Here is a 24,710-nt window from a genome sequence, read left to right on the forward strand (position 1 = left end):
ACACTCGCCTACTCGCGCAGGCCGATCGCGTCGATCGGCCGCGCCCGCAACGCCAGCCGGGTCGGCAGGCCCAGGGACAGCAACCCGAGCAGCGCGGCGAACCCGATGATCCCCAGGTACACGGCGATCGGCCCGCTGGGCAGCGGTGAGCCGGTCAACCCGATGCCGAGCAACATCAACGGCACCGCCGGGATGAGCGTGCCGACCACGATCGCCATGCCCACCAGCGTGACCGCCTCGGTCCGCATCATCCGCACGACCTGCCGCCGGGTGCCGCCGACCAGTCGCAGCAGCGCGAACTCCCGCCGCCGCTGCGCCGTGGTGAGCACCAGCGTGTTGGCCACCGCGATCGCGATGTAGCCCAGGATCACCCCGATCGCCACCAGGTTCACCCAGAACTGGACGTGCCGGTCGGCGCGTTCGGCCGGGGCCACGTCCGCGCGATCCGTGACGGCGAGGCCCGGGTAGCTCCCGGCCAGCCCGGTGAGCGCCGCGGTCACCGCCGCGCGGTCCGCCGTGGGCTCCAGGCGGACCAGCGCGGAGCTGTCCAGCTTGGTCGCGGAGTGCTCGCGCGCCAGCTCGGCGGGCAGCACGTGGCTCCCGAACGCGTACCCGCGCTCGTAGGTGGCGACCAGCTTCAGCTTCACGAGCTGCCCGTCGTCCAGGTACAGCTCGACCTCGTCGCCGATGCCCGCGTCCAGCCAGGACGCCTCGGTCTCGCTCAACGCGACGGTGTCGCCCCGCAGGTCCGCGAAGTCCCCCGACCGCACCCCGAGGTCCAGCGTGCCCCGGACGTCGTCCACCCCGAGCGCGGGCAGGCGCTCGACCCGCTTCGAGTCGCCCTCGTCGACCACGACGATCACCTGCGTGCGGACCATCGAGCCGGCCGCCGCCACGCCGTCGATCCGCTCCGCCGCCTCCGCGACCTCGGGTGAGACACCGCCGGCGGCGGACAGCACGTAGTCCGCCGTGGTGGCCAGCTCCGTCTCCCGCTCGGCGGCGGCCGTGGCGGAGGTCTGGCTGAAGAAGTTCACCACCGCGAAGCTGATCGACAGCATCAGCGGGGTCAGTGCGGCGGCGAGTCGCCTCAGGTTGGCCTGGTTGTTCGCGGCGGCGAGGAACCCGGTGACGCCGAGCCTCCCCAGCGGGACCGCGACCAGCCGCACGATCGGCGCGACCGCGCGCGGCCCGAGCAGCGCGATGCCGATCACGGCCATCAGCACGGACATCGTCGTCATGGCGATCCCGATCTCGCCGCCCAGGTACAGCGGCACGGTCGCCAGCCCCACCCCGAGCACCAGGAACACGAACCCGGTCACGGTCCGCCCGCGCCCGATCTCCCGCCGTTCCACCGCCGCCTCGCCCAACGCCTCGGTCGGCGGGATGCGCGCGGGCCTGCGGGCGGCGACCGACGCCGCCAAGCGGGCCGCGCCGAGACCGAGCAGGAACGCGGCGAGCAGCGGCAGCGGACCGACCGAGAGCGAGAAGTCGTGCGGGATCACGCCGATCGCCGCGAACGCGTCCCGCAGCCAGCCGCCGACGAAGATCCCCGCGCCGGCGCCCAGGGCCGCCGCGACACCGGCCACCATCGTGGTCTCCACGCCGATCAGCTTCTTGATCTGGCGCGGGGTCGCCGCGATCGCCCGCAGCAGCGCCAGTTCCCGCCGCCGCTGCTCGATGGACAGCGTCAGCGTGCCCGCCACCACGAACACCGCGACCAGCAGCGCGATACCGCCGAACGACGCGGAGATCGCCGACAGCATCACCCGGGACTGACCGACGGCGGCGAACTCCACCGTGCCCCGGTCGCCCCCCGACACCACCGTGACGTTGTCGCCCGCCAACGCTTTTTCGATCCGCTCGGCGAGGTCGGCCGCCCCGTCGTCGGCCAGCACGCCGATCGCGTGGTACCGACCCGGCGTCCCGGACAGCCGATCCGCCCGCTCCTCCGTGAAGTAGAGCCCGGACTGCTTGGCCAGACCGTCCTTTCCGGCCGGTGCGGCCACGCCGACCACCTGGTACTCGACCGGAGTGGACGTCGTCATGACCTCGACCCGGCCGCCCACCGCGACCCCGGCCCGCCGCGCCAGGTCGGCGTCCAGCACGACCTCGTCACCCCGCGCCGGCGCACGCCCGTCCCGCAGCGTGAACGGCGTGAGCGCCGCGGCGTCCCAGTTGTGGCCGAGCGCGTCCAGCACGCCACCCGCGACGACCCGCGCCGGGAAAGTCGACTCCCCGACGGCTTTCCGCACGCCCGGCACCGCCGCGACCTTCCCGATCAGCGAGTTCGGGACCGTGGGCAGCGTGCCGACCTGTTGGAACGCCATGAAGTCGCCGCCCTCGGGCCGCACCACCTGGTTGCCGCCGACCACGACGGACGCGGCGGCATAGCGCTCCGTGGGCACCCCGGACCGGATGCCGGACTCCATCAGGATCCCGCACGCGGCGACCACCGCCGTGCCGCACAGGATCGCCAGGAACGCGCCCACGAACCCGAGCTTGCGCGCCTTCACCAACTGCCACGCGATGTCCAGCACGGCTCACCACTCCCCGAGGTGGGTCAGCCGGCGCACGACCGAATCCGGCGTGGGCTCACGGAGTTCGCCCGCGAGCCGGCCGTCGGCGAGGAACAGCACGCTGTGCGCGAAGGACGCCGCCACCGGGTCGTGCGTGACCATCAGCACGGTCTGCCCGACCGCGTCCACCAAGCCGCGCAACAACTCCAGCACCTGCCGCCCGGTCCGGGTGTCCAGCGCCCCGGTCGGCTCGTCGGCCAGCAGCACCTCCGGCCGGGTCACCAGCGCACGCGCGATCGCGACGCGCTGCTGCTGCCCGCCGGACAGCTCGGCGGGCCGGTGGTCCAGCCGGTCCGCGATCCCGACCCGTTCGACGATCTCCCGGAACCACCCCTCGTCCGGGGTCGTGCCCGCGAACCGCAGCGGCAGCGTGATGTTCTGCCGCACGGTCAGCGACGGGATCAGGTTGTAGGCCTGGAAGACGAACCCGATCCGCTCCCGCCGCAACTCGGTCAGCTCGTTCTCCCGCAACGCCGCCAAGTCCGTGTCGCCCAGCAGCACCCGGCCCGACGTGGGCCGGTCCAGTCCCGCCGCGCAGTGCAGGAACGTGCTCTTGCCCGACCCGGACGGCCCCATCACCGCGGTGAACGCGCCGCGGCGCAGGCCCACCGTGACCCCGTCGAGCGCGGTGACCGCGTTCACACCCGAGCCGTAGACCTTGCGCACCGACTCCAGCCGCAACGCGTACCCCGCGTCCACCACAACCGCCCCAGCCACCATGTCCGGTTCCCTCCTCGTCGTGTCACCGAAAGCCTGCTGCGGGAGCGCCCGGGTCTCGATCCCACTGGCGGGCGGACAGGGGTGGTGCCTGCACTACCGTGCGACGGGGCGGCGTTAGGCAGAATCGACGTCATGACCCGCCTGCTTCCTCTGTGGACCGCCGTCCGGTACCTGTTCGTCGGCGCGGGCACGGCGTTCCTGTCGTTGCTGGCGCTGGCCGGGCTGGCCCTGGTGGCCCCGCTGTGCCTGATCGGCGTGGGGCTGCCGGCGTTGCCGGAGGCGCTGCACCTGATCCGCAAACTGGTGGACGTCGAGCGGCGGCGCGCCGGGGCGTTCCTGGGCGAGCCGATCCCGGAGGCCTACCAGGTGCTGGACGGGCCGGTGCTCAAGCAGGTCGGCACGGCGTTGGGCGACCCGGCGACCAGGCGTGACGCTGCGTGGCTGGTCGTGCACGGCTTCACCGGCATGTTCCTGGGCGCGATGGCCGTCGGCTTGCCGTTCAGCGCGGTGAACCACCTGCTCATGCCGCTGTACTGGTGGCTCGTGCCGGGCGGCGTGTCGACCGGGCTCGACTTCGTCGTGGACTCGTGGTCGATGACACCGGTGGCCATCGGGATCGGCGTGGCCTACGGGCTGCTGTTCCTGCTGTCGCCGCGAGCCGCGCGCTGGCAGGCGAACCTCGCGCGGCGCCTGCTCTCCCCCGCCAAGGGCGTGCGGCTGACCGACCGGGTGGCGGAACTCACCGCGTCGCGCGCGGGCGCGCTGGAGGCGCACGGCGCCGAGCTGCGGCGCATCGAACGTGACCTGCACGACGGCGCGCAGGCGAGGATCGCGGCCGTCGTCATGCAGCTCGGCATCGCCGACCAGGTCCGAGGACGTGATCCGGAAGCCGCGTTCGACCTGGTCCGCAAGGCGCAGGACACGGCGATCGACGCCTTGGCCGAACTGCGCGACGTGGTGCGCAGCATCTACCCGCCGGTGCTGTCCGACCGCGGCCTGGACGGCGCGGTGTCGGCGCTGGCGGCCCGCTGCCCCGTGCCGTGCACGCTGGACCTGTCCCCGATCGGCAGGCGGCCCGCCGCCATCGAGGCGGCGGCGTACTTCATCATCGCGGAGGCGCTGACCAACATCACCAAGCACTCGGCCGCGGAGACCGCCTCGGTGAGCCTCGCGGCGTCCCACGACAGCCTGCTGATCACGGTCCGCGACGACGGCAGGGGCGGGGCGGACGGCGCACGGGGAACGGGTATCGTCGGCATCCAGCGCCGAGCCGACGCCTTCGACGGCCACGCGGACCTGACCAGCCCGCCCGGCGGGCCGACCATCTTGCGTGTGGAGCTGCCTTGCGGGTCGTGATCGCCGAGGACGACGTGCTGCTGCGCGAGGGCTTGTCGTTGCTGCTGGGCAACGCCGGTATCGAGGTCGTGGCGGCCGTGGACAACGCGACCGAGTTCCTCGCGACCGTGACGACGAACCGCCCCGACGCGGTGGTGATGGACGTCCGGCTGCCCCCGTCGTTCCGGGACGAGGGCCTGCGCGCCGCCGTGGAGGCCCGCCGCATCCACCCCGGCCTGCCCGTCCTGGTGCTGTCGGCCTACGTGGAGAACAGCTACGCGGCCGAACTGCTCGCGGACGGCGCGGGCGGGGTCGGCTACCTGCTCAAGGAGCGCGTGGGCAAGGTCGAGCGGTTCCTGGACGCGCTGCGCCGGGTGGCCGAGGGCGGCACGGCGATGGACCCGGAGGTGATCTCCCAGCTCCTGGTCCGCCGCAGGTCCGACGACCCGCTGGCCACCCTCACCGCCCGGGAGCGCGAGGTGCTGGCGCTGATGGCGGAAGGCCACAACAACGGCACCATCGCGGAGACCCTGGTGGTCAGCGAAGGCGCGGTGCACAAGCACATCCGCAACATCTTCGCCAAGCTGTCGCTGCCGAACGACGAGGCCGGCCACCGCCGTGTCCTCGCCGTGCTGGCCTACCTGAACGCCTGACCCCCCAGGCCTGACCGCCTGGCCCTCGGGCCGTCCGGCGGTCGTGGCGGGGCGGCGGCCGACTTCCGAACGCTCGGTCTTCAGGCCGTTCGGCGGTCGTGGCGGGGATCGTCCGCCGACTCCCGAACGCTCGGTCTTCAGGCCGTCCGGCGGTCAGCCTGCGGCGGATCGTCCGCCGGCTCGCGGAACAGGTCGGTGTAGGCCCGCTGCCGGTCGTCGCGGGGACCGGACTCGGTCTGCAGGTCGGTGTCCGGGTGGCTGAACAGGTCGCTCGGCGGCTGCGCGGTCATCGCACCTGCTCCGGCAGGCCGTCCAGCGCGCGCAGGACCTGCACGGCGAGGGCAGCCGCCGCCTTCTCGTCGAGCTTCGAGTGGTCTCGCAGGGTCTTCTGCACGAGGTCGATCCGTGCTTCGTAGCGAGAGACGAACAAGGCAGTCATGGTTTCCGACTTTCTCCGCGCCCGGTGCGTGCTCACGGCTGAACCGGAGGCCGCACGGCGCGAGGGGTGTTCGGGTGCGCGATGGCGCGAAGCCCGATGCCGCCAGCGTACACCATCATCCGCCACGACCCGGGGAACCCGGCCGCGACACCGTGCGCCGGATCATCCACAATGGACATGCTCTCGCGAAAGGCCCTGAGCCCGAAGGGATTCATCCTCCGACCGCACCGAGGCTCACCGGGACGCCATTCCCCTCCAGGATCTCCGCGACGCTCGCGGTGGTGCCCTGGTCCGCCGCGGCCCGCAGCACGGCGCGGGCGGCGCCGCCGGCGGTGCCCGGCGGCACGACGAGCAGCACGGTCCGGGTCAGGTGCGGCCCGATCAGCGTCACGATGTCCGGCTGCGGGGTGTGGAAGCCCTCCATCCGCACGTCCACGCCGGCCACGGTCAGCCGGCGGCCCGCCGGGCCCCAGACGCCGAGGTGGTAGGACACCCGACGGATGGGCCCGCGCGAAGCCAGCGCCGTGATCAGGGCGGGGAACTCGGCGACCGGGTCGGTCGACCTCGGCCACCAGCCGCCGTCGACGTGCCCGTGCGGCGCGCCGTCCGGTCTGAGGGCGAACCGCAGGCGTTCGGCGGTGGGATCGGGTGTGCCAGTGAGCAGGTCCGAGGTCATCCCGGCGCTCCCGCCTCCGACCGGACCAGCCGGCCGGTTCATCGTGCGCCCAAGGCGGCATCGGCTTGACCATCGACGCTCGACATACCCTCGGTGGCGCCAGGTTACCGCACCGGGGAACTTTTCCCGGCCGGCCGCCGTTGGCGGGGTATCCGCGAGAAACCGGCAGGCCGTTCGCCTCGCCGATGGTTCTCCGACCACCGCACCGGGTACGCGACAGTCCTGAGGACGTGCTCCCGGCCGTTCCACATCCTCTCTCGATCGCCCCAGACCTCGGCGGCGGGAATCCGGCACCGCACGCACGGAGGTAAAGGCTCGTGAACCAAGCGACACTCCCCGACGACCGCGTCGGCGGCTCGCCGCAACCGGTCCTCGCGGGTGAGAAGTCCCGCTCCGAGATGTTCCTGGTCAAGCTGTTCGCGGTGGTCCCCGCCCTGGCGCTGGCGGCGGCCGTGCCACTGGCCTGGGGCTGGGGCCTGGGCTGGGTCGACCTCGGCCTCGCCGCGTTCTTCTACACGGCGACCTGCCTGGGCGTCACGGTCGGCTTCCACCGGTACTTCACGCACGGGGCGTTCACCGCCCACCGCGGCCTGCGGATCGCGCTCGCGGTCGTCGGCAGCATGGCGATGCAGGGCCCGGTCATCGGCTGGGTCGCCGACCACCGCCGCCACCACGCGTTCTCCGACCGGGACGGCGACCCGCACTCGCCGTGGCGGTTCGGCACCTCGCCGCGCGCGCTGGCCAAGGGGTTCTGGCACGCGCACATGGGCTGGCTGTTCGAGCGCGAGCAGACCAACGCCGCCCGGTTCGCGCCCGACCTGCTCGCGGACGAGGACATCCGGCGCGTCGACCGCTGGTTCCCCGCGCTGACCGCGGCGACGCTGCTCGCGCCCGCCCTCGCCGGCGGCCTCATCACGTGGAGCTGGTGGGGCGCGCTGACCGCGTTCTTCTGGGCGAGCCTGGTGCGCGTCGCCGTGCTGCACCACGTGACCTGGTCGGTGAACTCGATCTGCCACCTGATCGGCGACCGGCCGTTCGTCTCGCGGGACAAGTCGGCGAACTTCTGGCCGCTGGCGATCCTGTCGATGGGCGAGTCCTGGCACAACTCCCACCACGCCGACCCGACCTGCGCCCGGCACGGCGTCCGGCGCGGCCAGCTCGACATCTCCGCCCGGCTGATCCGGGGGTTCGAGCTGGCGGGCTGGGCCACCAAGGTCCGCTGGCCGAAGCCGGAACGGCTGGCGCGCAACCTCCGGAGCGGCGTGGCCTGAACCGGCGCACCGGGCGGCCGGCCACCGCCGGGCCGACCTGCGGTTTTTCCGCCGGATCACGCCGCCGCACCCCGGATTCGGGTGTAGGGTCGGGGTGGTCGGGTACATCGACGCGGCGGCACGCCGGCGTCGGGCCCGGCACCCGGGCCGGCCGGTTCCCAGCCGTCGACGGGAGCGCCACCACGGCACCGGATCACCTGCTCACGTCATCACCCTCAGGGCCGGTACGGCCGTCGAGCAGCCAGGGCTCAAGTGAGCCGATGGCGCCCGCAGCGAGGTGTGCGGAGCGATCCGGTGTCGGACGGCGTTTCCCGTCGGCGGGACCTCCCCCTGTCGCGGGCCGTCGCCCGTCGGGTGGTCCGCACGGACTTCACCAGACCGCTGGTTCACCGGCCGGTGCGTGCCGCCCCGGACCTCGAACCGCCGGTGCGGCGGCTGCCGGAGGTGGCGTGATGTCCAGGTCCGAACCTGTTGGGACCGCAGCTTTTCCCGAACCCCGGAGTGGGTCGCGGCGGGCGGCGGCATCCGATGTCGCGGAGTCGGAGTCGGCCCGGTCGGGGCGCGGAAACGCGCGCGTTCAGCCTCATCTCGCCGGCCACCCGGGTTGCGCACCGCGGGACGGACCCCGCCATGAGTGAGCCCACGACCACCGAGGTGTGGGCGCGGTTGCGCGCGCTGGCCCGGCAGGAGGGCGAGCCGGTCTCGGTGCGGCACGCTTGCGTGGTGTGCGCGCTGGTGCTGGACGCGAGAGGCGCGGGTCTGTCGATGACGCGTGACGGCGGGGTGTGCGAACCGGTGTTCGCCACCGACGAGCACAGCCGTGCGATGGACGAACTCCAGTTCACGGTCGGAGAGGGTCCGAATCTGGACGCGGTGGCGTGGGGCTCGCCCGTGCTCGTCGCCGACCTGCTCGACCCGGCGGTCGCCGTCCGGTGGCCGGTGTTCACGCCCGCGGCGGCCCGGCTGGGCGCGCGGTCGGTGATCGCGATGCCGGTCCGCTCGGCCGCGGCCGAGTTCGGCGTGCTGACCTGCTACCGCGACCGGCCGGGCCTGCCCGGCGCCGCTGCGGTGTCCGCGGCCTTCGTGTGCGCCGACGCCGTGCTGGTGCTGGCCCTGGACGGGCGCGGCGGCGTCAGCCCGTCGCTGACCGACCTGCTGGACACCGGGTTCGCCGCCCACGGCGCTCGCGTGCACCAGGCGGCCGGCATGGTCTCGGTGCAACTCGGTGTGGACATCACCGACGCGCTGGTCCGGTTGCGGGCGCACGCGTTCGCCCGCGACCGGCCGCTGAGCGAGGTGGCCGCCGAGGTGCTGAGCCGCCGGCTGCGGTTCGCCGGCGACGGGACCGGCGGTCCACCGGATGCGTGGTGTTTCCCCGTCCCCCGAGCCGGCAACGTTCCCCGCGAGCCGAACGAGGAGGGCGGGGACCGATGAAGACCGAGGACCAGCACGTGCGGGAGACGTTCATCATGCTCGCCGACACCCTGGTGGCCGACTTCGACCTGATCGACTTCCTGGACGTGCTGGCCGGCCGGTGCGCGGACCTGGTGGGGGCCGCGGCCTGCGGTCTGCTCCTGGTCGACCACCGCGGCACGCTCACCACGGTCGCGGCGTCCGGCGAGGAGGCCCGGCTGCTGGAGCTGTTCCAGTCGCAGCACTCCGAAGGCCCCTGCTTCGACTGCTACCGCGGCGGCGCGCCCGTGTCCTGCCCCGACCTGACCGACGCGGGAGGCCGCTGGCCCGGGTTCGCAGCCGCCGCGCTGAGCGCCGGGCTCGCGGCGGTGCACGCCCTGCCGATGCGGCTGCGCGACGAGGTCATCGGGGCCATGAGCCTGTTCACCGCCACTCCCGGCCCGCTGAGCGCGGCGGCGCTGGAGCTGGGCCGGGGGCTGGCCGACATGGCGACCATCGGCATCCTGCACGAACGCGTCGTCCGCCGGCACGAGGTGGTCACCGAACAGCTCCAGACCGCGCTGCACAGCCGCATCCTCATCGAGCAGGCCAAGGGCGTGCTCGCCGAACGCCTCGGCATCCCGCCGGCCGCCGCGTTCACCGCGCTCCGCTCCCACGCCCGGACCGGCAACCGGAAGCTGCTGGACGTGGCCCGCGCGGTGGTCGACGGCTCGCTGACCATCCGACCCGCCGACAGCGACCGGACGAGCACCTGACCTCGGGCTCAGCGGTCGCGGCTGCTGCCGGTACCGGTGACCCCGGTGCCCCGCTGGAACAGCGAGTACAGGTAGAGCAGGGACGGGACCAGCACCACCGCACCCGCGCCGAGCACCCACAGCACCGGCCGCAGCACGCCGTCGTCGGTGGCGGCGGCGTCGACGGTGAGGCCGGGCAGCAGCACCGGGTACTGCGCGACACCCCAGGCCCACAGGACGCCGGCGACCGCGAGCGCCGCCGTGAGCCGGACCAGCAGGTAGTGGCGGGTCGCCAGCAGCACGAGGGACACGACGCCGGCCGCGGCGCACGCGACGACCAGCGGCAGGGCGCGGCCGGTGAGCCCGGCGAACAGGTCGGGGGCGTCCGCGCGCACGATCGGGAGGCCGGCGAACGTGAGCGCGCCCAGCACCACGCCGGTGACCAGCGCGCGCAACCGGAACGCCTCGGCCAGCGCGGGTTCGCCCGCCCGGCGGGCGTCGGCGGTCAGGTACACGGCGGCGAGGTAGGCGGTGGCGGCCACGGCGAGCACGCCCGTGGTGATCGACGTGGGGTTCCACCAGGTGGTCAGGGGATCGCCGGCGGCGATGCCGGGCGGCACGCGCCGAGAGGCCACCGCGCCCAGCGTCGTGCCGAGGAAGAACGGCGTGACCACCGAGGAGAACGCGAAGGCCGCGCCGAACAGGTGCTGCTGCCACGGCTCGTCCGCCACCTTGCGGAACGCGAACGCCGACCCGCGCGCGATGATGCCGAGCGCGGCCAGCGTGAGCGGGATGTACAGCGTGGCGGCGAACGCGGCGAAGGCCGGCGGGAAGGCCGTCCAGAACAGCGTGATCACGAAGATCAGCCAGACGTGGTTCGCCTCCCACACGGGTCCGATCGAGTGCTCGATCAACTCCCGCTGCGCCCGACCGCGCTCGGCGCCGCCGGCGAGCAGGTCCCACAGCCCGCCGCCGAAGTCGGCCCCGCCGAACAGCGCGTACAGGGTCAGCCCGGCCCACAGCACGGCGAGCACGGCGTCGGCGGCCGTCATGACGAGTCCTTCGGATCGGTGTTTTCCGGGGCCGGCGCCTCGGATGACCAAGTCGACGAGGTGTGGCTGCCGCCGCGGCTCGACACGGATTCCTCCTGTGGCGCCACCGGGCCACGTCGGGCGAGTCTGCGCAGGACGTACACCGTCGCCGCGGTCAGCACGGCGTAGACGCCGAGGACCACGAGCAGACCGACCACCAGGCCGGGTTGGGGGTTGACCGCGTCCCTGGTGAGCAGGACGTCGTACACGATCCAGGGCTGGCGGCCGACTTCCGTCACCACCCACCCGGCCTCCATCGCGAGCACCGCCGCCGGACCCGCGACCGCCGCCGCGCGCAGGAACCAGCGCGACCGGGGCAGGTCGCGGCGGCGCCACCAGGTCAGCGCGAGCCAGGCGCCGAGCGCGACCAGGCCGAAGCCGATGCCGACCATCACCTGGAAGCTCAGGTGCACCGCGTTCACCGGCGGTCGCAGCTCGGGCGGCGCCCGGTCCAGGCCGGGCACCACCGCGTCCGGGTTCCAGTGCGCGAGCAGCGACAGGGCGTTCGGGATCTCCACGGCGTAGCGCAGCTCGCCGTCCACGTAGATGCCGCCGACGGACAGCGGCGCGCCGGCCGTGGTCGTCGTCAGCCCTTCGATCGCCGCGAGCTTGAGCGGCTGGTAGTCGGCGAGGAAGTGCGCCGCCCAGTCACCCACCACGACCTGCACCGGCGCCAGCACCGCCGCGAACGTGAACGGGACGAGGAAACCCAGCCGGTGGTGCCGGTCCCGCTTGCCGCGCAGCAGCGCGACCGCGTACACGGCGGCGATGCCGAACCCGGCCACCATGAACGCGGCGACGATCATGTGCACGGTCTGCGGCGGCGTCGCCGGGTTGAACATCGCCTCCCACGGCCGCACCCCGGTCACGTCACCGTCCACCAGGTCGAACCCGCGCGGCTGGTTCATCCAGGCGTTCGCGGTGACCACGAAGAACGCCGACGCCACGCCCGCGAGGATCACCGGGACGCCGGTCAGCAGGTGGGCGCGGGGCGGCAGGCGGTCCCAGGCGTACAGGTAGACCCCGAGGAAGATCGCCTCCACGAAGAACGCGAACCCCTCCAGCGTGAACGGCAGCCCGATCACGTCCCCGAACCGCCCCATCAGCCCCGGCCACAGCAGACCCATCTCGAAGCTGAGGATCGTGCCGGACACCGCGCCGACCGCGAACAGCACGCCCATCGCCCGCGCCCACGTGCGGGCCAGCGTCTCGTAGGCCCGGTCACCGGTGCGCAGCGCCCGCCACTCCGCGAACACCGTCAGTCCGGGCATCCCCACGCCGAAACAGGCGATGACGATGTGCCAGCCCAGCGAGAAGGCCATCTGCGTCCGGGCCGCGGCGAGATCCGCCGGCGTCGAGGCCTCGGCCAACGCCATCAGCACAGCCACTCCTCACCGTCCGGGGATGCCGGACGAATCCACAGTGGACGTTCTACGCCGGGTTCAGGCGGCCCGCCGCATGGGCTCCGGGGTACCCGGGCGAGCCGAGGGCAACCGGGGCCGTCCGGTCGTGAATTCAGTTGATCGAGTGATACCGACCCCCGGAATCCCCCGCTAGCTTGATCGACGGCACGCGCTGATCACGCGCGGCCCGATCGCAATCGGAAGGCTCCGTGGCACCACAACCCGACAACGCCGTCGCGCTGACCCACCAAGCTGTCCGGCTGCGCGCATCCGACCCGCCACGAGCCCGCGAACTGCTCGGCGCGGCACTGGCCGACGACCCCGCGTACGAACCGGCCTGGCGATGGCTCGCCGAGGTCGTCACCGACGACGCCGAACGGCGGTTCTGCCTGGAACGGGCGTCCGGGATCAGCCCCGACCCGGCGACCGACCAGGCGCTCAAGGCGGTGCGGAAGGTCGCGGGCCGTCCTCCCGCCGAGGTCGAGCACCTGGTCGAGCCGCCTCGCCCGGAGCCGCCCGCTCCGGCTCGGCGCGGGCGGTTCGGTCCGCGGCGGTGGGTCGCCGCCGGGTCGGCCGCGCTGGTGCTGCTCACGGTGGTCGGCGTGTGGTCGGCCGCGGGCGGCGAGGGTGGCGAGCCCGTGCACGTCGCGCTGGTGGCCGGCATGACCGGCGACAACGCGGTGGACTCGGCCCACATGGAACGCGGCCTGCGGATGCGGCTGGACGAGGTCAACGACGCCGGTGGCGTGCAAGGGCGCCCGGTGGAGCTGCTGGTGTACGACGACGCCGACCGGCCCGACCGGGCGCGCGCCATCGCCGAGGAGATCGTCCGCGAGGACCGGGTGATGTTCGTGGTCGGCCACGGGACCAGCGACGCGGCCCTCGCGGCAGCGCCGGTCTACCGGGCCGCCGGCATTCCCGCGATCACCCCGTCGGCCGGTTCGTCCCGCGTCACCGACGACAGCGACTGGTACTTCAGCAGCGTGTTCGGCAACCGCACGCAGAGCGACTTCCTCGCCGTGTACGCCGCGCAGGTGCTGGACGCGAGGGCCGCCGCGATCGTCTACGACGAGGACGAGTCCGGACGCTCCGCGCGGGAGGGCTTCGTGGACGCGTTCGGCCGGTTCGGCACGGTCACGGCCGAACTGCCGGTCTCGACCGCCTCGATGGCCGACACCGTCGACGCGCTCGCGCGCCAGGACCCGGCGGACCCGATCGTGGTGGCGAGCACCGAGGAGCGCGGCGCCCTGGTGGTCCAGCGCCTCCGCGAGGCCGGTGTCACCGCGCCCGTCCTGGGCACCGCGGCGCTGGGCACGCAGGCGTTCCACGACAGGCTGGTGCGGGCCGAGCAGGAGCGCGGGCGGCCGGGCCTGTTCACCGGCAACCTGTACCTCGGGACACCGCTGGCCTCGGACTCGCTGTCCGGCCCGGCGCTGGCGTGGGCGAGGGACTACGAGCTGCGCTACGGCGAACGCCCCCGGTGGCCGGCCGCGACCGCCCGGCAGGCGCTCAACGTCGGCCTGCACGCCATGGGCATCGGCGGCCTGGACTTCCAGCCCGCGCGCTCCGACGACCGCCGCCGCGTCCGCGACGCGCTCGCGTCGTTGAAGGACAGGAAGAACTCCTTCCCCGCGCTGCTGGGCCCGCTGTACTTCAGCCCGAGCGGCTCGGCGCAGATGCCGGTCTCGTTCGTGACCAGCGACGGCTCCCGGCTCGTCTCCGCGCCCGTGCAGCTCACCATCTACGAGCCGCCGTCGGAGGAGGCGCTGCGCAAAGGCCTGGCGAACGGCACGGTGGTGGCGGTCGCGGACCGGTACCTGACCCGCCGGCAGGTGGTGGCGACCGGCATCAACCTCAACGAGATCCGCGACCTGGACTCCCGCGACGGCACGTACTTCGTCGACTTCTTCCTGTGGCTGAAGTACACCGGCGACCACGTGGCGTCCGACGTGGTGTTCGTGAACGCGGTCGAACCCGACTTGAAACTGGGCCCGCCGCTGCGGGACGTGACGGAGGACGGCCACACCTACCGGCTCTACCGGGTGGCGGACCGCTTCAAGACGGGCTTCGACTTCCGCGGCTTCCCGTTCGACCGGCAGCACCTGGACGTGCTCCTGCAGAACCGCACCCGGACCGCCGACGAGGTGGTCTACGTGACCGACAAGGAGATCCTCGACCAGTCGCCCGAGGACTACCTCCGCAGCGGCACGAACGCGGCGGCGGACATCAACGCGATCCCGAACTGGCAGGCCCGGTCGGCGAGCTTCTTCCAGCGCACGGTGGGCAGCAGCGACGCCCTCGGCGACGCCAAGACGAAGGGCGCGGCGACCGGCGTCCACTACAGCCAGTACACCGCCGAGGTGGAGGTGGCCCGTGACATCGCGCCGTTCCTGGTGAAGAACCTCCTCCCGCTGGTGCTGCTGATCGGCGTCACCTACCTGTCCCTGTTCTTCAAGGCGACCGACGGCGCGGCCCCGGTGTCGATGGGCGTGACGGCGATCCTGAGCACCGCCGTCCTGCTCAACAACGTGACGTCCCAACTGCCGTCGGTCAGCTACACGGTGGCCCTGGAGTGGGGCTATTACGCTTTCATCCTGCTCGCGGCGACCTGCGTGCTGGTGGCGATGCTCCGCAAGCGCCTGGCGGCCAAGGGGAACACCAGGGGGGAGGCGTCCCTCGCCCGAGCGGCCCGGATCGGTTATCCGACCTACCTCCTGGCCGTCGTCCTGACTTACGTGGTCGCCTTCGGCTGACCGGGCTCGACGCCACGCCGATCAGGTCGGTGCCGCTGCCCGCCTGGGCGGCATGTCTCCTGCGGGTGACACCGGCACCGTCGGGTGAGGGCCGCGCTCGGGACAACGCGGTTGCCCTGGACGGAGCGTCACCGCGATGATCCGCCGATGCCTGATCTCCTCGCGCGTGACGGAACGAGACTCGCCTACCGGGTGACCGGGCAAGGCCGGCCGGTGGTCTGCCTGCCGGGCGGTCCGATGCTGGAACCGGGGTACCTCGGGGACCTCGGCGGCCTGTCCGGCACTCGGCGGCTGGTGCTGCCCGACTACCGGGGCACCGGCCGGTCGCAGACGCCGGACGACATCGCGTCCTGCCGCTGCGACCGCCTGGTGGACGACGTCGAGGCGCTGCGGCAGCACCTCGGCCTGGACCGGATGGTCCTGCTCGCGCACTCCGGCGGCGCGGACCTCGCCACCCTGTACGCGGCCCGCTACCCCGAGCGCATCGACAGCCTGGTCATGGTCACGCCCAGCACCATGGCCGTCGGCATCGCCGCCGCCGCCGAGGTCCGGCGCGAGGTGGTGCGGCGGCGCCGGGACGAGCCGTGGTTCGAGCAGGTGTCGGCGGCCTTCGAGGCGATCGCGGCCGGGCGCGCGGTCGCCACCGACTGGGAGGCCGTCGTGCCCTTCACCTACGGGCGCTGGGACGCGGCGGCGCGTGCCCACCGCGAGGACATGGACCGGCGGCGGAACCCGCGGGCCGCCGCCGCCTTCGCCGCCGAGGGAGCCTTCGACCAGGAGGCCACCCGCGCGGCGCTCGCCACGGTCGACCGGCCGGTCCTGGTCCTCGCCGGTGAACTCGACCTCGCGGCCCCGCCGCCCCTCCTGGCCGACTACGCCGCGCTGTTCCCGAACGCCACGTTCTTCACCCAGCCGGGAGCCGGCCATTACCCATGGGTGGACGACCCGGACCGGTTCGCCGATGCTGTCACGGCGTTCCTGGGCCATTCGGCTGACCTGGGCCGACCCGACCTATAATCCGAATGGGCGCGGTTCGCGGCCGGCTCCACCGAGCACACCACGAGAGGACGCGACCGCATGGCGGACGAGAGGCAAGATCGCAACCAGCGGATCGCCGCGGAGTTCCGCGCCAACGGGGGCAAGGTCGGCGGCGTGTTCGAGGGCCGCGACCTGCTGCTGCTCACCACGGTCGGCGCGAAGAGCGGCCGGGAACGCCTCACCCCCGTGGTCTACACCCGCGACGGCGACCGCCTGGTCGTCGCCGCCTCGTACGGCGGAGCGCCGACGAACCCCGCGTGGTTCCACAACCTGGTGGCGAACCCGAAGGTCACGGTCGAGGTCGGCACGGAGAAGTTCGAGGCCACCGCGACCGTGGTCCAGGACCGCGCCGAACGCGACCGCCTCTACGCGGGCATGGTCGCCCACGCGCCGGGGTTCGCCGACTACGAGAAGAAGACCGACCGGCTGATCCCGGTCGTCGTGCTCGAACGCTGACCGCGTTCCGGCCCGGACCGCCGGAACCATCCCGGCCGGCGAGGTTCACGGCCGCAGCACCAGGCGGATCGGGTCGCCCTCCTTGCGGATCAGCCGGTCGACGGCCTCCTGGGCCCGCGCCAGGGGCAGCACGTCGGTGATGGAGCGGCTGAAGTCGATCCGCCCGTGGGCGACCAGGTTGACCAGTTCGACCAGGTGCGGTGGCTCGGAGCCGTAGTGGCCGCGCACCTGCTGCTGGAAGTAGCTGAACGCGGTGCCATTGGTGATGGTCAGCGGCTTGTCCGTCAGCCCGACCAGCACCAGCCGCCCGCGGGCGTCCAGACAGGCGACGGCCTGCTCGCGCACGGCGGCCACCCCGGCGAAGTCGAAGGCCGCCGCCAGGCCGCGCCCGCCGTTCGCCTGGCGCACGCGCTGCGGCAGGTCCGCGTCGGCCGCGTCGAAAGCGAGGTCGGCGCCGAACGCCAGCGCGCGCTCCCGGGCCGCCGGCAGCGGGTCGACGGCGAAGATCGGCGCAGCCCCGGCCAGGCGCAGCAACTGCACGGCGTGCGCGCCCAGGCCGCCCGCGCCCCAGACGCCGACCGCCTCGGCCGGACGCACCTGCGCGGTGGCGGTGATGGCCGCCCACGGCGTGCTGACCGCGTCCGGGATGATCGCCGCCTGCTCGAACGGCAGGCCGTCCGGGATGGGCACCACCGTGTCGGCCGCGGCGAGCGCGTACTGCGCCCACCCGCCGTCGTAGTCGACCCCACGCGTGTAGACGACGCCGGCGCGTTCCTCGCCGGCCTGCAACAGGACCCGCTGCCCGGTGGACACGCCGGTCACCCCGGGACCGAGGGCGTCGACGGTGCCGGCGACCTCGTGGCCGAGGGTGACCGTGTCACCGGCCAGGAACAGCGGCACGAGGCTGCCGTCGATGAGGTGCACGTCGGACAGGCACACGCCCGCGGCGGCCACCTCGATCCGCACCTGTCCCGGCCCCGGCTCCGGCGCGGGCACCTCCACGACCGCCAGCGAGTGGGTCTTCACGTTCAACCGAGCGGCCAGCATGACACTCCTCGATCCCGACGGACCAGCACCGGACAGTTCCCGCTCCACTCTCCACAGTGGACGCGGCCGATCGCTGGACCAGCGCACCGGAATGCACCTGATCAGGCGAACCGCTCCGCCTTTCTGCGGTCTCGACCCGATCCCGCTTCCCCTGTGCGGGCTGGAGATCGGCGGCTGCCCGGCCCCTCGTCCCGAGTGGCCCCGCCGTGCCCGCACACCGGCGCTCAACAGCGCAAAAGCCTGGGACAGACCGGATCCGCCGACCCCCGCGGGCCCAGGCCGATGTCACACGATGGGGTATTGGAGCGGCGTGTCGGCCAGACATTAGCGACGATAAGTCGGCACGTTCCACTATGTATGGAGGTTTTCTCGTGCGTACCTTGTACCGCTTCATCGTCGCAGGCGCCCTCTCGGCTCCTCTGCTCGTCGGCGCCGCCGGCCTCGCGTCCGCGGACACCAACTACAACCACGACAGCACGGTCGCCGGGCCGGATGGCGCGTGGCACTACTCCGTCTGCGCGGGCACCGACGGCCACGGCAACTCGTACTACAGGGAACACCTGTCGTGGTCGGGTCCCCACGGTGCGGGCACGAGCAACACCGGTTCCTCAGCCGGTCACCACCACCACCACGATGACGACCACCACGACGACGACTGAGGCCGTTGGGGGCACGAGTAGTCCGCAGGCACGGACGCCGAGGGCTCCAGCCCCATCCACCGGCACGGCCGACGGTCGAACCGTCGCTGTTCGATGGTAGGCCGATGCCGGGATGCCGCAATCCGCTGTGGGAATCCGACCCGGATTCCCACAGCGGATTCGTCTGCGCCCCGGTCGGACCCGGGAGCTTCATCGTCCACAACGGACAGCGGTTGGCAACCATCCCGCAGTCCCTACCCGCAGGCGGGCACGCTCACCCGGCTTTCCCGGATGTTCACCCGGCCGTCAGGCACAACGCACCGCTACGCGCCGGCACGCTCGCGCCGACGAAGGTGAACAGCAGCGGCAGCGTCGACCTCAGGAAGTGCGCCTCGTTGCGCAGCGCGGCCCTAGAGGCGGAGCAGGGTGATGCTGCAGGCGACGATCCAGGCGGCCCACCCGAGCCAGCCGACCAGGCCGAGCACGGCGCCCCGGTGGGCCCCGTCGGCGTTGTGGGGACTGGCTGACGAGGAGAGGAAGAGCAACGCCGCGCTGACATAGCCGAGCACCGCGTGCCAGCCGGGGATGAGCCCGACACCGGCCCCGGCCACGGTGAAGCCCAGCAGCGCGATGGCCAGGAAGACCTGGTTGAACCCGAACAGCACGTTGCTCAGCCCCCACAGGCCCGCCACCGAGCCGCGATCGCGCCGGGCGGCCGAGGCCAAGCCGAACCGCAGCGCCTCCACGCACGTGAACGTGACGTTCTGCATGAGCACTCCCCCGAACCCCACCAGCGCCCACGCGCCCGGCCCCGACCCGCCGCGCCACAGTTCGGCCAGCAGTCCGGCCGCGAACACCGTGGTGAACAGCCAGGTGGCCGGGGCGAGCACCGATGGCCTCTTCAGCGCGTCGCCGACGGCGGCGAAGGCGTCCGTGACCGCATCGAGGTCCAGGCCCGACGTCGGGAGCGGAAGCCGTGCGCGGACGTAGGCGACATTGATGGCGATCGCCGCCAGCACGAACGCGATGCCACCGAGACCCGCGAAGCCGCTGAGACCCACCGCACCTCCCCGAGATTCATTTTACGCGTGTTATATTCAATGTAGGACGAGGGAGGTCAAAGGGCAATCATGGAGGCACCGGCAGGGCAGGGTCGCCGTTACGACTCGCTGCGCCGCCAAGCGCAAGCGCACCAGACCAGGGCCGAGATCGCCGAAGCGGCCCGCCGGCTGTTCGTCGCGCAGGGCTGGGCGGCGACCACTGTGCGCGACGTGGCACGCGAGGCGGGTGTCTCCGTGCCCACCGTCTACGCGGCGTACCGGAACAAGACGGGCCTGGTCTGGGCCTTGGCGGACGCGGCGGACCTGTCCGCCGACCTCCCGCGCCAGCTCGACGAGCTGGCAGCCGCGCCGGACCCCGAGCGGCAACTCGCGGCGATGGCCGCCTACGACCGGCGGCTGTTCGAACGCTCGGGCGATCTCATCACACTGGTGCGCGAGGCCGGCCGTGCCGAAGCCGAGTTGGCGGACCTGTACCAGCAGGCCCGTCGACAGGCCGACGAGACCCGCGTCCAGGTGTTCTCCTCCTGGCCGCACGGCACGCTGCGCCCGGGTTTGGACGTGCCCACCGCCGTAGACATCTACGCCGCCCTGTGCAACATCGACGTCTACACCACGCTCACCACCGAGCGCACGTGGTCGCCCGACCAGGTCGAACACTGGTGGGGCGCGGCGCTCGCCCGCGAGCTGCTGAGCCGGGACAGGTAGGCCGACGGATCGTCAGCGGGGCGTCTGCTGGTGGAAGAAGAGCCGCCAGCCGCCGTCACGTCGCACGTAGTGGCTGCTGATCAGCGCCGAGTACGCCGGCTCGCCCTCGCGGTGGGCCGTGACCCCGTAGGCGACCACCCCGAGGTCGTCGGCCGGCCGCAGGACTCGGACGTCGTCCAGTTCGAACGCCGACCACGGCCGGCCGGCCATCGACCGGATGATGGTGTCGCGCTCGGTCAGCGCCATCCCGCCGGGCAGCAGCATGACCGCGGTGTCGTCCAGGACCTCACCGTAGAACGCGGTCGCGGCGTCCCCGCCGGTGCTGAGTGCCCGCCAGCCCTGCTCCTCCAGGGTGGACAGCTCCTCGGTTGTTCCCATGCACGGCTGGGTAGCCGGCACGCCGTCGAGCGAAACGCCGGGGCATCACCGACGCGTCAGCACGCCGTAGGTGTCCGGTCGACGGGTGTCCAGGAACGGGAACAGGGTCAGCCAGTCGCGCCGCTGGTCCAGGTCCAGCGGCGCGACGAGCACCGCGTCCTCGTGGCGTGGCGCGGTGGCCGGCACCCGGCCGTAGGGGTCGGAGACGAAGGACGAGCCGTAGAACGTGATCGACCCCTCGTCGCCCCACCGGTTGGCCACCACCATGAACGTGCCGTTGGCGATGCCGTTGGCGACGATCACCTGGCGCCACAGCGGTTCCGTGTCGAAGTCCGGGTGGTCCGGCTCGGACCCGATGGCGGTCGGGTAGGCGATCACCTCGGCGCCGTTCACCGAGTACGCCCGCGCCACCTCCGGGAACCACTGGTCCCAGCACGTCGGCAGGCCGATGCGGGCCGGGGCCGCCGCGTACGGCAGGTCCACCACCGGGTACGGCTCGCCGTCGGCCGGGCCGCCGTGGAAGTACCTGTCCTCGTGGTACCCGGCCGTGCGCGGGATGTGCGGCTTCCGGGTCCGGCCGAGCAGGAAGCTGGCCAAGCAGTACTTCAAGCTCACCGGTCGGCCGACCAAGCACAAGGTGATCAGGCGCGCGCCGGCCCACCACGGCACCTCGGCGGGCGCCCTGTCGATCACCGGCATCCCCGGCGCGAAACGCGACTTCGAGCCGCTGGTGCCGACCACCGTGCGGGTGCCGAACACGAACTTCTACCGCGCGCCGGAGCACGCCGACGACTACCCCGCGTACGGCTACCGGCCGGACATGATCACCACGGCGAAGGGCATGACTTCTTCTACGGCATCGAACTGGTCAAGGACAAGACGACCAAGGAGACGTTCACGGCCCAGGAGTGCGAACGCGTGTTCCGCGGCTACCTGTCACCCGAACCGTCCGCGACCGGCCTGTACTGCCGCGCCGACGACCGGGGCGAGCCGGTCGTGCAACTGTCCCCGCCGCTGATCTGCGAACAACGGCACTTCGACGAGATGGAACAGATCCTCCGCGCCGCGCTGACCACCGCGTGGGCCATGCTCTGACCGCCGAGCGTCGGCAGGCTCAGGCCGCCGTCGCTCCTCGGCACTCTTTGTCGCCGGCCGGCACGACCCCGTTGACGAGGAAGTCCTCGACCGGCCCGGCGACGCAGTCCCGGCCGGGCTGGTGCTCGATCGTGGCGTCGTAGGCGCCGTGCCCGAACCCGTTGTACGTGATCAACCGGGCGGACGCGTCGTTCGCCAGTTCCCGCGCCCAGTTCCACGGTGTCGCGCCGTCGTAGCGCATCGAGGTCACCAGCAGCGGCACCGCCGTGGGGAACGGTTTCGGGCGCCACTGGCCCGGAGCCTTGCCCAGGCCCGTGCCCAGGCACGCCCGCATCCAGGTCCAGTGGTTGTCGGCGGTCCGGACGATCGGCGCGACCTCCCGGCTGCTCTGCCACAGACTCGACCACTGCTCGTAGGTCTTGATCGTGCCGTCGAAGAAGTCGTTGCAGCGCAGCAAGGTCTGCGAGGGCTCCCGATCGTCGTCGACGGTGGGGCCCCGATGCCCGGCCGCCTCCCAACCCGCCAGGGTGTCGGCCAGAGCTGCCAGTTTGCCGGGGATGTCCTTCAGCGGGTTCAGGTAGTTGAACGTCTGGGTCACCTCGTCGGGCGTCACGCCCTTCAGCTTCCCCTGCTCGGCCAGGGCGCTCAGTTTCCGCAGGTGGTCGATCACCTGTTCGGTGGTGATCGCACCGCCGGCCCCGACCACCCGCGCGAGACTCCGGCACTGCCCCTCCTGGTGTGCCTCGCACCAGCGGGCGAACCCGTGGGCGATGTCCTCGATGCCCGCCGCGGCGCTGACGAGGTAGTCCCGGGTGCTCAGCCTCGGGTACTGCGGGCTGTCGAGCACCATCGACCGGATGTTCCCCGGATAACGGTCGGCCAGCACCTGCCCGACCACAGTCCCATAGGACACGCCGTAGAAGCTCACCCTGACGACTCCCAGAGCGCGGCGCAGCGCGTCCAAGTCCCGCGCCCGGTCCAACGAGTTGATCCTTCTCAAGGCCTCCGGTCGGCAACCGGCGGCGTAGCGTTCGTTGTCCGCGGTCACGCGGTCGAAGGTGTCCCGCTCCGGGGCCAACGGCGGCTTGGGGCCCAACTGATGGCCCTCGCACTTGATCTGCCCCTCGCGTTCGTTGATCGCGACGATGTCGAAAGCCTCGCGCACCGGCTCGGTGAAGTTCTTGTACCACGAGTGGTACTCGTTGCCGGAAAGGCTCTGGGCGGAATTTCCGTGGGGGCCGCCGGCATCAGCCAGCAGCACTCCCTTGTACGCGGAGCCGCTCGCGGTCGCACTCCGCTTCGCCACCAGGAGGTCGATCATCCCGCCACGCGGATCACCCCACCGTTCAGGCACGGACAAGACCGCGCACAAAGCCTCCGGATTGTCGTCACACGGCTTGAACTCCGACAACGAGAACGAGGGCGCCGCCGCATGCGACGTGCCCACCAGGCCGGCCAGCGCGACCACCGCGGCCGTCACCACCGAAGTTCCCCGTACGGCGAACATCGCTACCCCTCTCGGACCGCGCTGCACTTCCCCTTCGGGACGTTAAGCGCATTCCGGAGCACCGCGACTCGAACCCGCCCGCTTCATCCGCTCGGGCGACCGCCGACTGGCGCGTGCACCTGGTACCCGATCGCGGCGGCGATCGGCAGGCCCAGCAACGTCACCACCACCGCGACGACCGCACATCCGTCCGGGTGTCCATGACCAACTCTCCTCCTGTGATCCGATCCCAGGCTGACCCAGGCCGGGCGCGGCGCACAGAGTCCTTGGTCGCCTCGAAGCTCCTCGATGAGCCGGGACCTTCGACCTGGGGCGGGCTAGCTCAGCCGCTTGAGTTCGTCGGTCGTCAAGGGAGGTTCAGCGACCGCCGGGCGCCGGGGCCCGCGAAGTGCGGCGAGCACGACTCCGGGGCGCGCCAGGTCGGTCATGGGTTTCGACAGCGTGAACGCGTCGAGCAAGGCAAGGGCCACAACGGGTTCGCTGGTGGCGGCAAGGGCGAGCCGGTCGACGTAGCGCTGGAGCAGTCGACCGGTGAGCGGCAGTGGTTTGCCGATCGCGCCCGGGTAGAGGATGTCCTGGTTGGTGGCCATGGCCCAGGCCCCGTTCACGGTCCGGGCGATCGACCGCTGGATGCGGCGGGCTTTCCCGGGGGCCAGGCCATGGCTGCCCAGCTCGGTGTCGAGTGCCACCCCGCTGTGCGCCGCGACGGACATGCCGTGCCCGTAGACCGGGTTGAAGTGAAGGTCGCGACCGCGTCACCGATCACCAGCAGGCCATCAGGCCAGGACCGGAGTCGTTCGTAGTACAGACGACGGTTCACGGTGCTGTGCGAGCCGTAGACGGGGCCCAGCGGCTCGGCGTCGGCGATGAGGTCACCGACGACGGGATGACGAACCGACCGCGCGAAGTCCACGAAGCGGTCCTCGTCGGTGGTCGGCTCGCCGCCACGGGTGCCGGACAACGTGACCAGCCACCGGCCGCCCTCGATCGGCAGCAGCGTCGCGGTCCGCCCCGGCCGCGGCGCACGCGGGTCGGCTTGGACGTTGACGATCGGGAAACCGGCCGCGGCCCGGCCGGGGGCGCGGAAGATCCTGGTGGCATAGGCAAGACCGGAGTCGACGCGCTCCTCGCACACGTCCGGGAGGCCGAGTTCGCCCAGCCACTGCTTCATCTTCGAACCGCGGCCGGTCGCGTCCACGACGACGTCCGCGTCCAGGCGGGTCCGCCGGTGGTTCCCGCGGTCCTCCAGCAGGACCCCGGTCACCCTGGTCCGGTCGCCGACGAGCCCGCCGGTCCCGGTGTTCTCGCGGACCGTGATCCTCTTGTCGCGCAACACTTGTGCGCGCACCACCCAGTCCAGCAGCGGGCGACTGCAGGTGATCATGAACTGCATCTCGGGGAACCGGCGGAGCCATCCCTGCGAGGACAAGGACACCAGGTCGTCGGGGATGCCGACGCGATGGGCCCCGGCCGCGGTCAGCCGGTCGAGCGTGCCGGGAAGAAGCCTCTCGACGCAGCGCGCCCCGCCGGACATCAACAGGTGCGCATGACGTCCCTGGGGCAGCCCGGCCCGGAAAGCCGGTCCCTCGGGGAGGACATCCCGCTCCACGACCGTCACGGCATCGAGGTGGCGCGCCAGCACCGACGCCGCCAGCATGCCCGCCAGGCCACCACCCAGAACCACGGCGTGAGTCGGACTCATCTCGCGTCCCGCCCTTCAT

At 72.4% G+C, this 24,710-nt stretch carries 26 protein-coding genes; 12 read left to right on the forward strand and 14 right to left on the reverse strand.

The features are described 5' to 3' along the window. Positions 1-8: 8 nt before the first annotated feature. Together ACQPZF_RS32055 and ACQPZF_RS32060 are read right to left on the reverse strand one after the other, a co-directional pair. Positions 9-2,537: an ABC transporter permease gene (locus tag ACQPZF_RS32055; protein WP_433263387.1), complete on the reverse strand. Its 2,529-nt coding sequence runs from the start codon at positions 2,535-2,537 to the stop codon at positions 9-11. Between the two features lie 3 nt (positions 2,538-2,540). Continuing rightward, positions 2,541-3,296 (reverse strand): ABC transporter ATP-binding protein, encoded by a 756-nt coding sequence (locus ACQPZF_RS32060; RefSeq protein ID WP_433263389.1) that lies wholly within the window; start codon positions 3,294-3,296, stop codon positions 2,541-2,543. Between the two features lie 132 nt (positions 3,297-3,428). On the opposite strand from ACQPZF_RS32060, the gene ACQPZF_RS32065 reads away from it, so the two are divergent. Both ACQPZF_RS32065 and ACQPZF_RS32070 read left to right on the forward strand, forming a co-directional pair. Beyond that, entirely contained in the window at positions 3,429-4,652 is a 1,224-nt protein-coding gene (locus tag ACQPZF_RS32065; protein WP_433263391.1) for a sensor histidine kinase, read from the forward strand. Next, positions 4,640-5,284 carry a response regulator gene (locus ACQPZF_RS32070; protein ID WP_433263393.1) on the forward strand — a complete coding sequence of 215 codons (645 nt, stop codon included), beginning with the start codon at positions 4,640-4,642 and terminating at the stop codon, positions 5,282-5,284. The genes ACQPZF_RS32065 and ACQPZF_RS32070 overlap by 13 nt, the downstream gene beginning before the upstream one ends. Before the next feature lie 137 nt (positions 5,285-5,421). Here ACQPZF_RS32070 and ACQPZF_RS32075 read toward each other — a convergent pair whose 3' ends face one another. The 3 genes from ACQPZF_RS32075 to ACQPZF_RS32085 all read right to left on the reverse strand — a co-directional run bounded on the left by ACQPZF_RS32075 (position 5,422) and on the right by ACQPZF_RS32085 (position 6,399). Then, entirely contained in the window at positions 5,422-5,574 is a 153-nt protein-coding gene (locus ACQPZF_RS32075; protein ID WP_433263395.1) for a hypothetical protein, read from the reverse strand. Then, positions 5,571-5,723 carry a DUF6307 family protein gene (locus tag ACQPZF_RS32080; RefSeq protein ID WP_433263397.1) on the reverse strand — a complete coding sequence of 51 codons (153 nt, stop codon included), beginning with the start codon at positions 5,721-5,723 and terminating at the stop codon, positions 5,571-5,573. The genes ACQPZF_RS32075 and ACQPZF_RS32080 overlap by 4 nt, the downstream gene beginning before the upstream one ends. Before the next feature lie 211 nt (positions 5,724-5,934). Then, positions 5,935-6,399 (reverse strand): DUF5994 family protein, encoded by a 465-nt coding sequence (locus ACQPZF_RS32085; protein WP_433263399.1) that lies wholly within the window; start codon positions 6,397-6,399, stop codon positions 5,935-5,937. A 398-nt stretch (positions 6,400-6,797) separates the two neighbouring features. Here ACQPZF_RS32085 and ACQPZF_RS32090 point away from each other — a divergent pair, with 398 nt between their 5' ends. From ACQPZF_RS32090 to ACQPZF_RS32105, 4 genes are all read left to right on the forward strand, one after another. Beyond that, positions 6,798-7,670 carry an acyl-CoA desaturase gene (locus tag ACQPZF_RS32090; RefSeq protein WP_433274792.1) on the forward strand — a complete coding sequence of 291 codons (873 nt, stop codon included), beginning with the start codon at positions 6,798-6,800 and terminating at the stop codon, positions 7,668-7,670. Between the two features lie 294 nt (positions 7,671-7,964). Continuing rightward, a complete protein-coding gene (locus ACQPZF_RS32095; protein WP_433263401.1) occupies positions 7,965-8,123 on the forward strand; it encodes a hypothetical protein in 159 nt (52 codons plus the stop codon). A 177-nt stretch (positions 8,124-8,300) separates the two neighbouring features. Continuing rightward, positions 8,301-9,104, forward strand: a complete 804-nt coding sequence (locus tag ACQPZF_RS32100; protein WP_433263403.1) for an ANTAR domain-containing protein — start codon at positions 8,301-8,303, stop codon at positions 9,102-9,104. Continuing rightward, complete coding sequence (locus ACQPZF_RS32105) at positions 9,101-9,838, forward strand: GAF and ANTAR domain-containing protein (protein WP_433263405.1); 738 nt, start codon at positions 9,101-9,103, stop codon at positions 9,836-9,838. Before ACQPZF_RS32100 ends, ACQPZF_RS32105 begins: the two co-directional genes overlap by 4 nt. A gap of 8 nt (positions 9,839-9,846) precedes the next feature. Here the strand turns inward: ACQPZF_RS32105 and ACQPZF_RS32110 are convergent, their stop codons facing one another. Further along, the gene (locus ACQPZF_RS32110; protein WP_433263407.1) at positions 9,847-10,869 is read right to left on the reverse strand and encodes a cytochrome d ubiquinol oxidase subunit II; all 1,023 of its coding nucleotides are present in this window, start codon (positions 10,867-10,869) and stop codon (positions 9,847-9,849) included. Continuing rightward, positions 10,866-12,284, reverse strand: a complete 1,419-nt coding sequence (locus ACQPZF_RS32115; RefSeq protein WP_433274794.1) for a cytochrome ubiquinol oxidase subunit I — start codon at positions 12,282-12,284, stop codon at positions 10,866-10,868. Before ACQPZF_RS32115 ends, ACQPZF_RS32110 begins: the two co-directional genes overlap by 4 nt. A gap of 236 nt (positions 12,285-12,520) precedes the next feature. On the opposite strand from ACQPZF_RS32115, the gene ACQPZF_RS32120 reads away from it, so the two are divergent. The 3 genes from ACQPZF_RS32120 (at position 12,521) to ACQPZF_RS32130 (ending at position 16,558) form a co-directional block, all read left to right on the forward strand. Next, a complete protein-coding gene (locus tag ACQPZF_RS32120; protein ID WP_433263409.1) occupies positions 12,521-15,064 on the forward strand; it encodes an ABC transporter substrate-binding protein in 2,544 nt (847 codons plus the stop codon). A gap of 147 nt (positions 15,065-15,211) precedes the next feature. Beyond that, positions 15,212-16,081, forward strand: a complete 870-nt coding sequence (locus ACQPZF_RS32125; RefSeq protein WP_433263411.1) for an alpha/beta fold hydrolase — start codon at positions 15,212-15,214, stop codon at positions 16,079-16,081. A gap of 60 nt (positions 16,082-16,141) precedes the next feature. Continuing rightward, positions 16,142-16,558, forward strand: a complete 417-nt coding sequence (locus ACQPZF_RS32130; RefSeq protein ID WP_433263412.1) for a nitroreductase family deazaflavin-dependent oxidoreductase — start codon at positions 16,142-16,144, stop codon at positions 16,556-16,558. Positions 16,559-16,603: 45 nt separating this feature from the next. Here ACQPZF_RS32130 and ACQPZF_RS32135 read toward each other — a convergent pair whose 3' ends face one another. Next, complete coding sequence (locus tag ACQPZF_RS32135) at positions 16,604-17,605, reverse strand: zinc-binding dehydrogenase (RefSeq protein ID WP_433263413.1); 1,002 nt, start codon at positions 17,603-17,605, stop codon at positions 16,604-16,606. Positions 17,606-17,976: 371 nt separating this feature from the next. Here ACQPZF_RS32135 and ACQPZF_RS32140 point away from each other — a divergent pair, with 371 nt between their 5' ends. Further along, entirely contained in the window at positions 17,977-18,264 is a 288-nt protein-coding gene (locus ACQPZF_RS32140) for a hypothetical protein (protein ID WP_433263415.1), read from the forward strand. Positions 18,265-18,653: 389 nt separating this feature from the next. On the opposite strand, the gene ACQPZF_RS32145 is transcribed toward ACQPZF_RS32140, so the two are convergent. Beyond that, on the reverse strand, positions 18,654-19,304 hold the full coding sequence (locus ACQPZF_RS32145; RefSeq protein WP_433263417.1) for a hypothetical protein: 651 nt from the start codon (positions 19,302-19,304) through the stop codon (positions 18,654-18,656). 69 nt (positions 19,305-19,373) lie between these two features. Between ACQPZF_RS32145 and ACQPZF_RS32150 the strand changes: the two genes are divergently transcribed. Next, a complete protein-coding gene (locus ACQPZF_RS32150) occupies positions 19,374-20,009 on the forward strand; it encodes a TetR/AcrR family transcriptional regulator (RefSeq protein ID WP_433263418.1) in 636 nt (211 codons plus the stop codon). Between the two features lie 12 nt (positions 20,010-20,021). Here the strand turns inward: ACQPZF_RS32150 and ACQPZF_RS32155 are convergent, their stop codons facing one another. After that, positions 20,022-20,387, reverse strand: coding sequence for a nuclear transport factor 2 family protein (locus tag ACQPZF_RS32155; protein WP_433263420.1), 366 nt, complete (start codon positions 20,385-20,387; stop codon positions 20,022-20,024). Positions 20,388-20,432: 45 nt separating this feature from the next. Beyond that, positions 20,433-21,146, reverse strand: a complete 714-nt coding sequence (locus ACQPZF_RS32160; protein WP_433263423.1) for a nitrilase-related carbon-nitrogen hydrolase — start codon at positions 21,144-21,146, stop codon at positions 20,433-20,435. 159 nt (positions 21,147-21,305) lie between these two features. Here ACQPZF_RS32160 and ACQPZF_RS32165 point away from each other — a divergent pair, with 159 nt between their 5' ends. Then, positions 21,306-21,482: a hypothetical protein gene (locus ACQPZF_RS32165; RefSeq protein ID WP_433263425.1), complete on the forward strand. Its 177-nt coding sequence runs from the start codon at positions 21,306-21,308 to the stop codon at positions 21,480-21,482. Between the two features lie 19 nt (positions 21,483-21,501). Here the strand turns inward: ACQPZF_RS32165 and ACQPZF_RS32170 are convergent, their stop codons facing one another. From ACQPZF_RS32170 to ACQPZF_RS32180, 3 genes are all read right to left on the reverse strand, one after another. Continuing rightward, a complete protein-coding gene (locus ACQPZF_RS32170) occupies positions 21,502-22,989 on the reverse strand; it encodes an alpha/beta fold hydrolase (RefSeq protein WP_433263427.1) in 1,488 nt (495 codons plus the stop codon). Between the two features lie 317 nt (positions 22,990-23,306). Further along, positions 23,307-23,579: a hypothetical protein gene (locus ACQPZF_RS32175; protein ID WP_433263429.1), complete on the reverse strand. Its 273-nt coding sequence runs from the start codon at positions 23,577-23,579 to the stop codon at positions 23,307-23,309. A gap of 14 nt (positions 23,580-23,593) precedes the next feature. Further along, the gene (locus ACQPZF_RS32180) at positions 23,594-24,691 is read right to left on the reverse strand and encodes an FAD-dependent oxidoreductase (protein ID WP_433263431.1); all 1,098 of its coding nucleotides are present in this window, start codon (positions 24,689-24,691) and stop codon (positions 23,594-23,596) included. Positions 24,692-24,710: the final 19 nt, after the last annotated feature.

The sequence above is a fragment of the Actinosynnema sp. CS-041913 genome, from assembly GCF_050942485.1.
Taxonomy (GTDB): Bacteria; Actinomycetota; Actinomycetes; order Mycobacteriales; family Pseudonocardiaceae; genus Actinosynnema.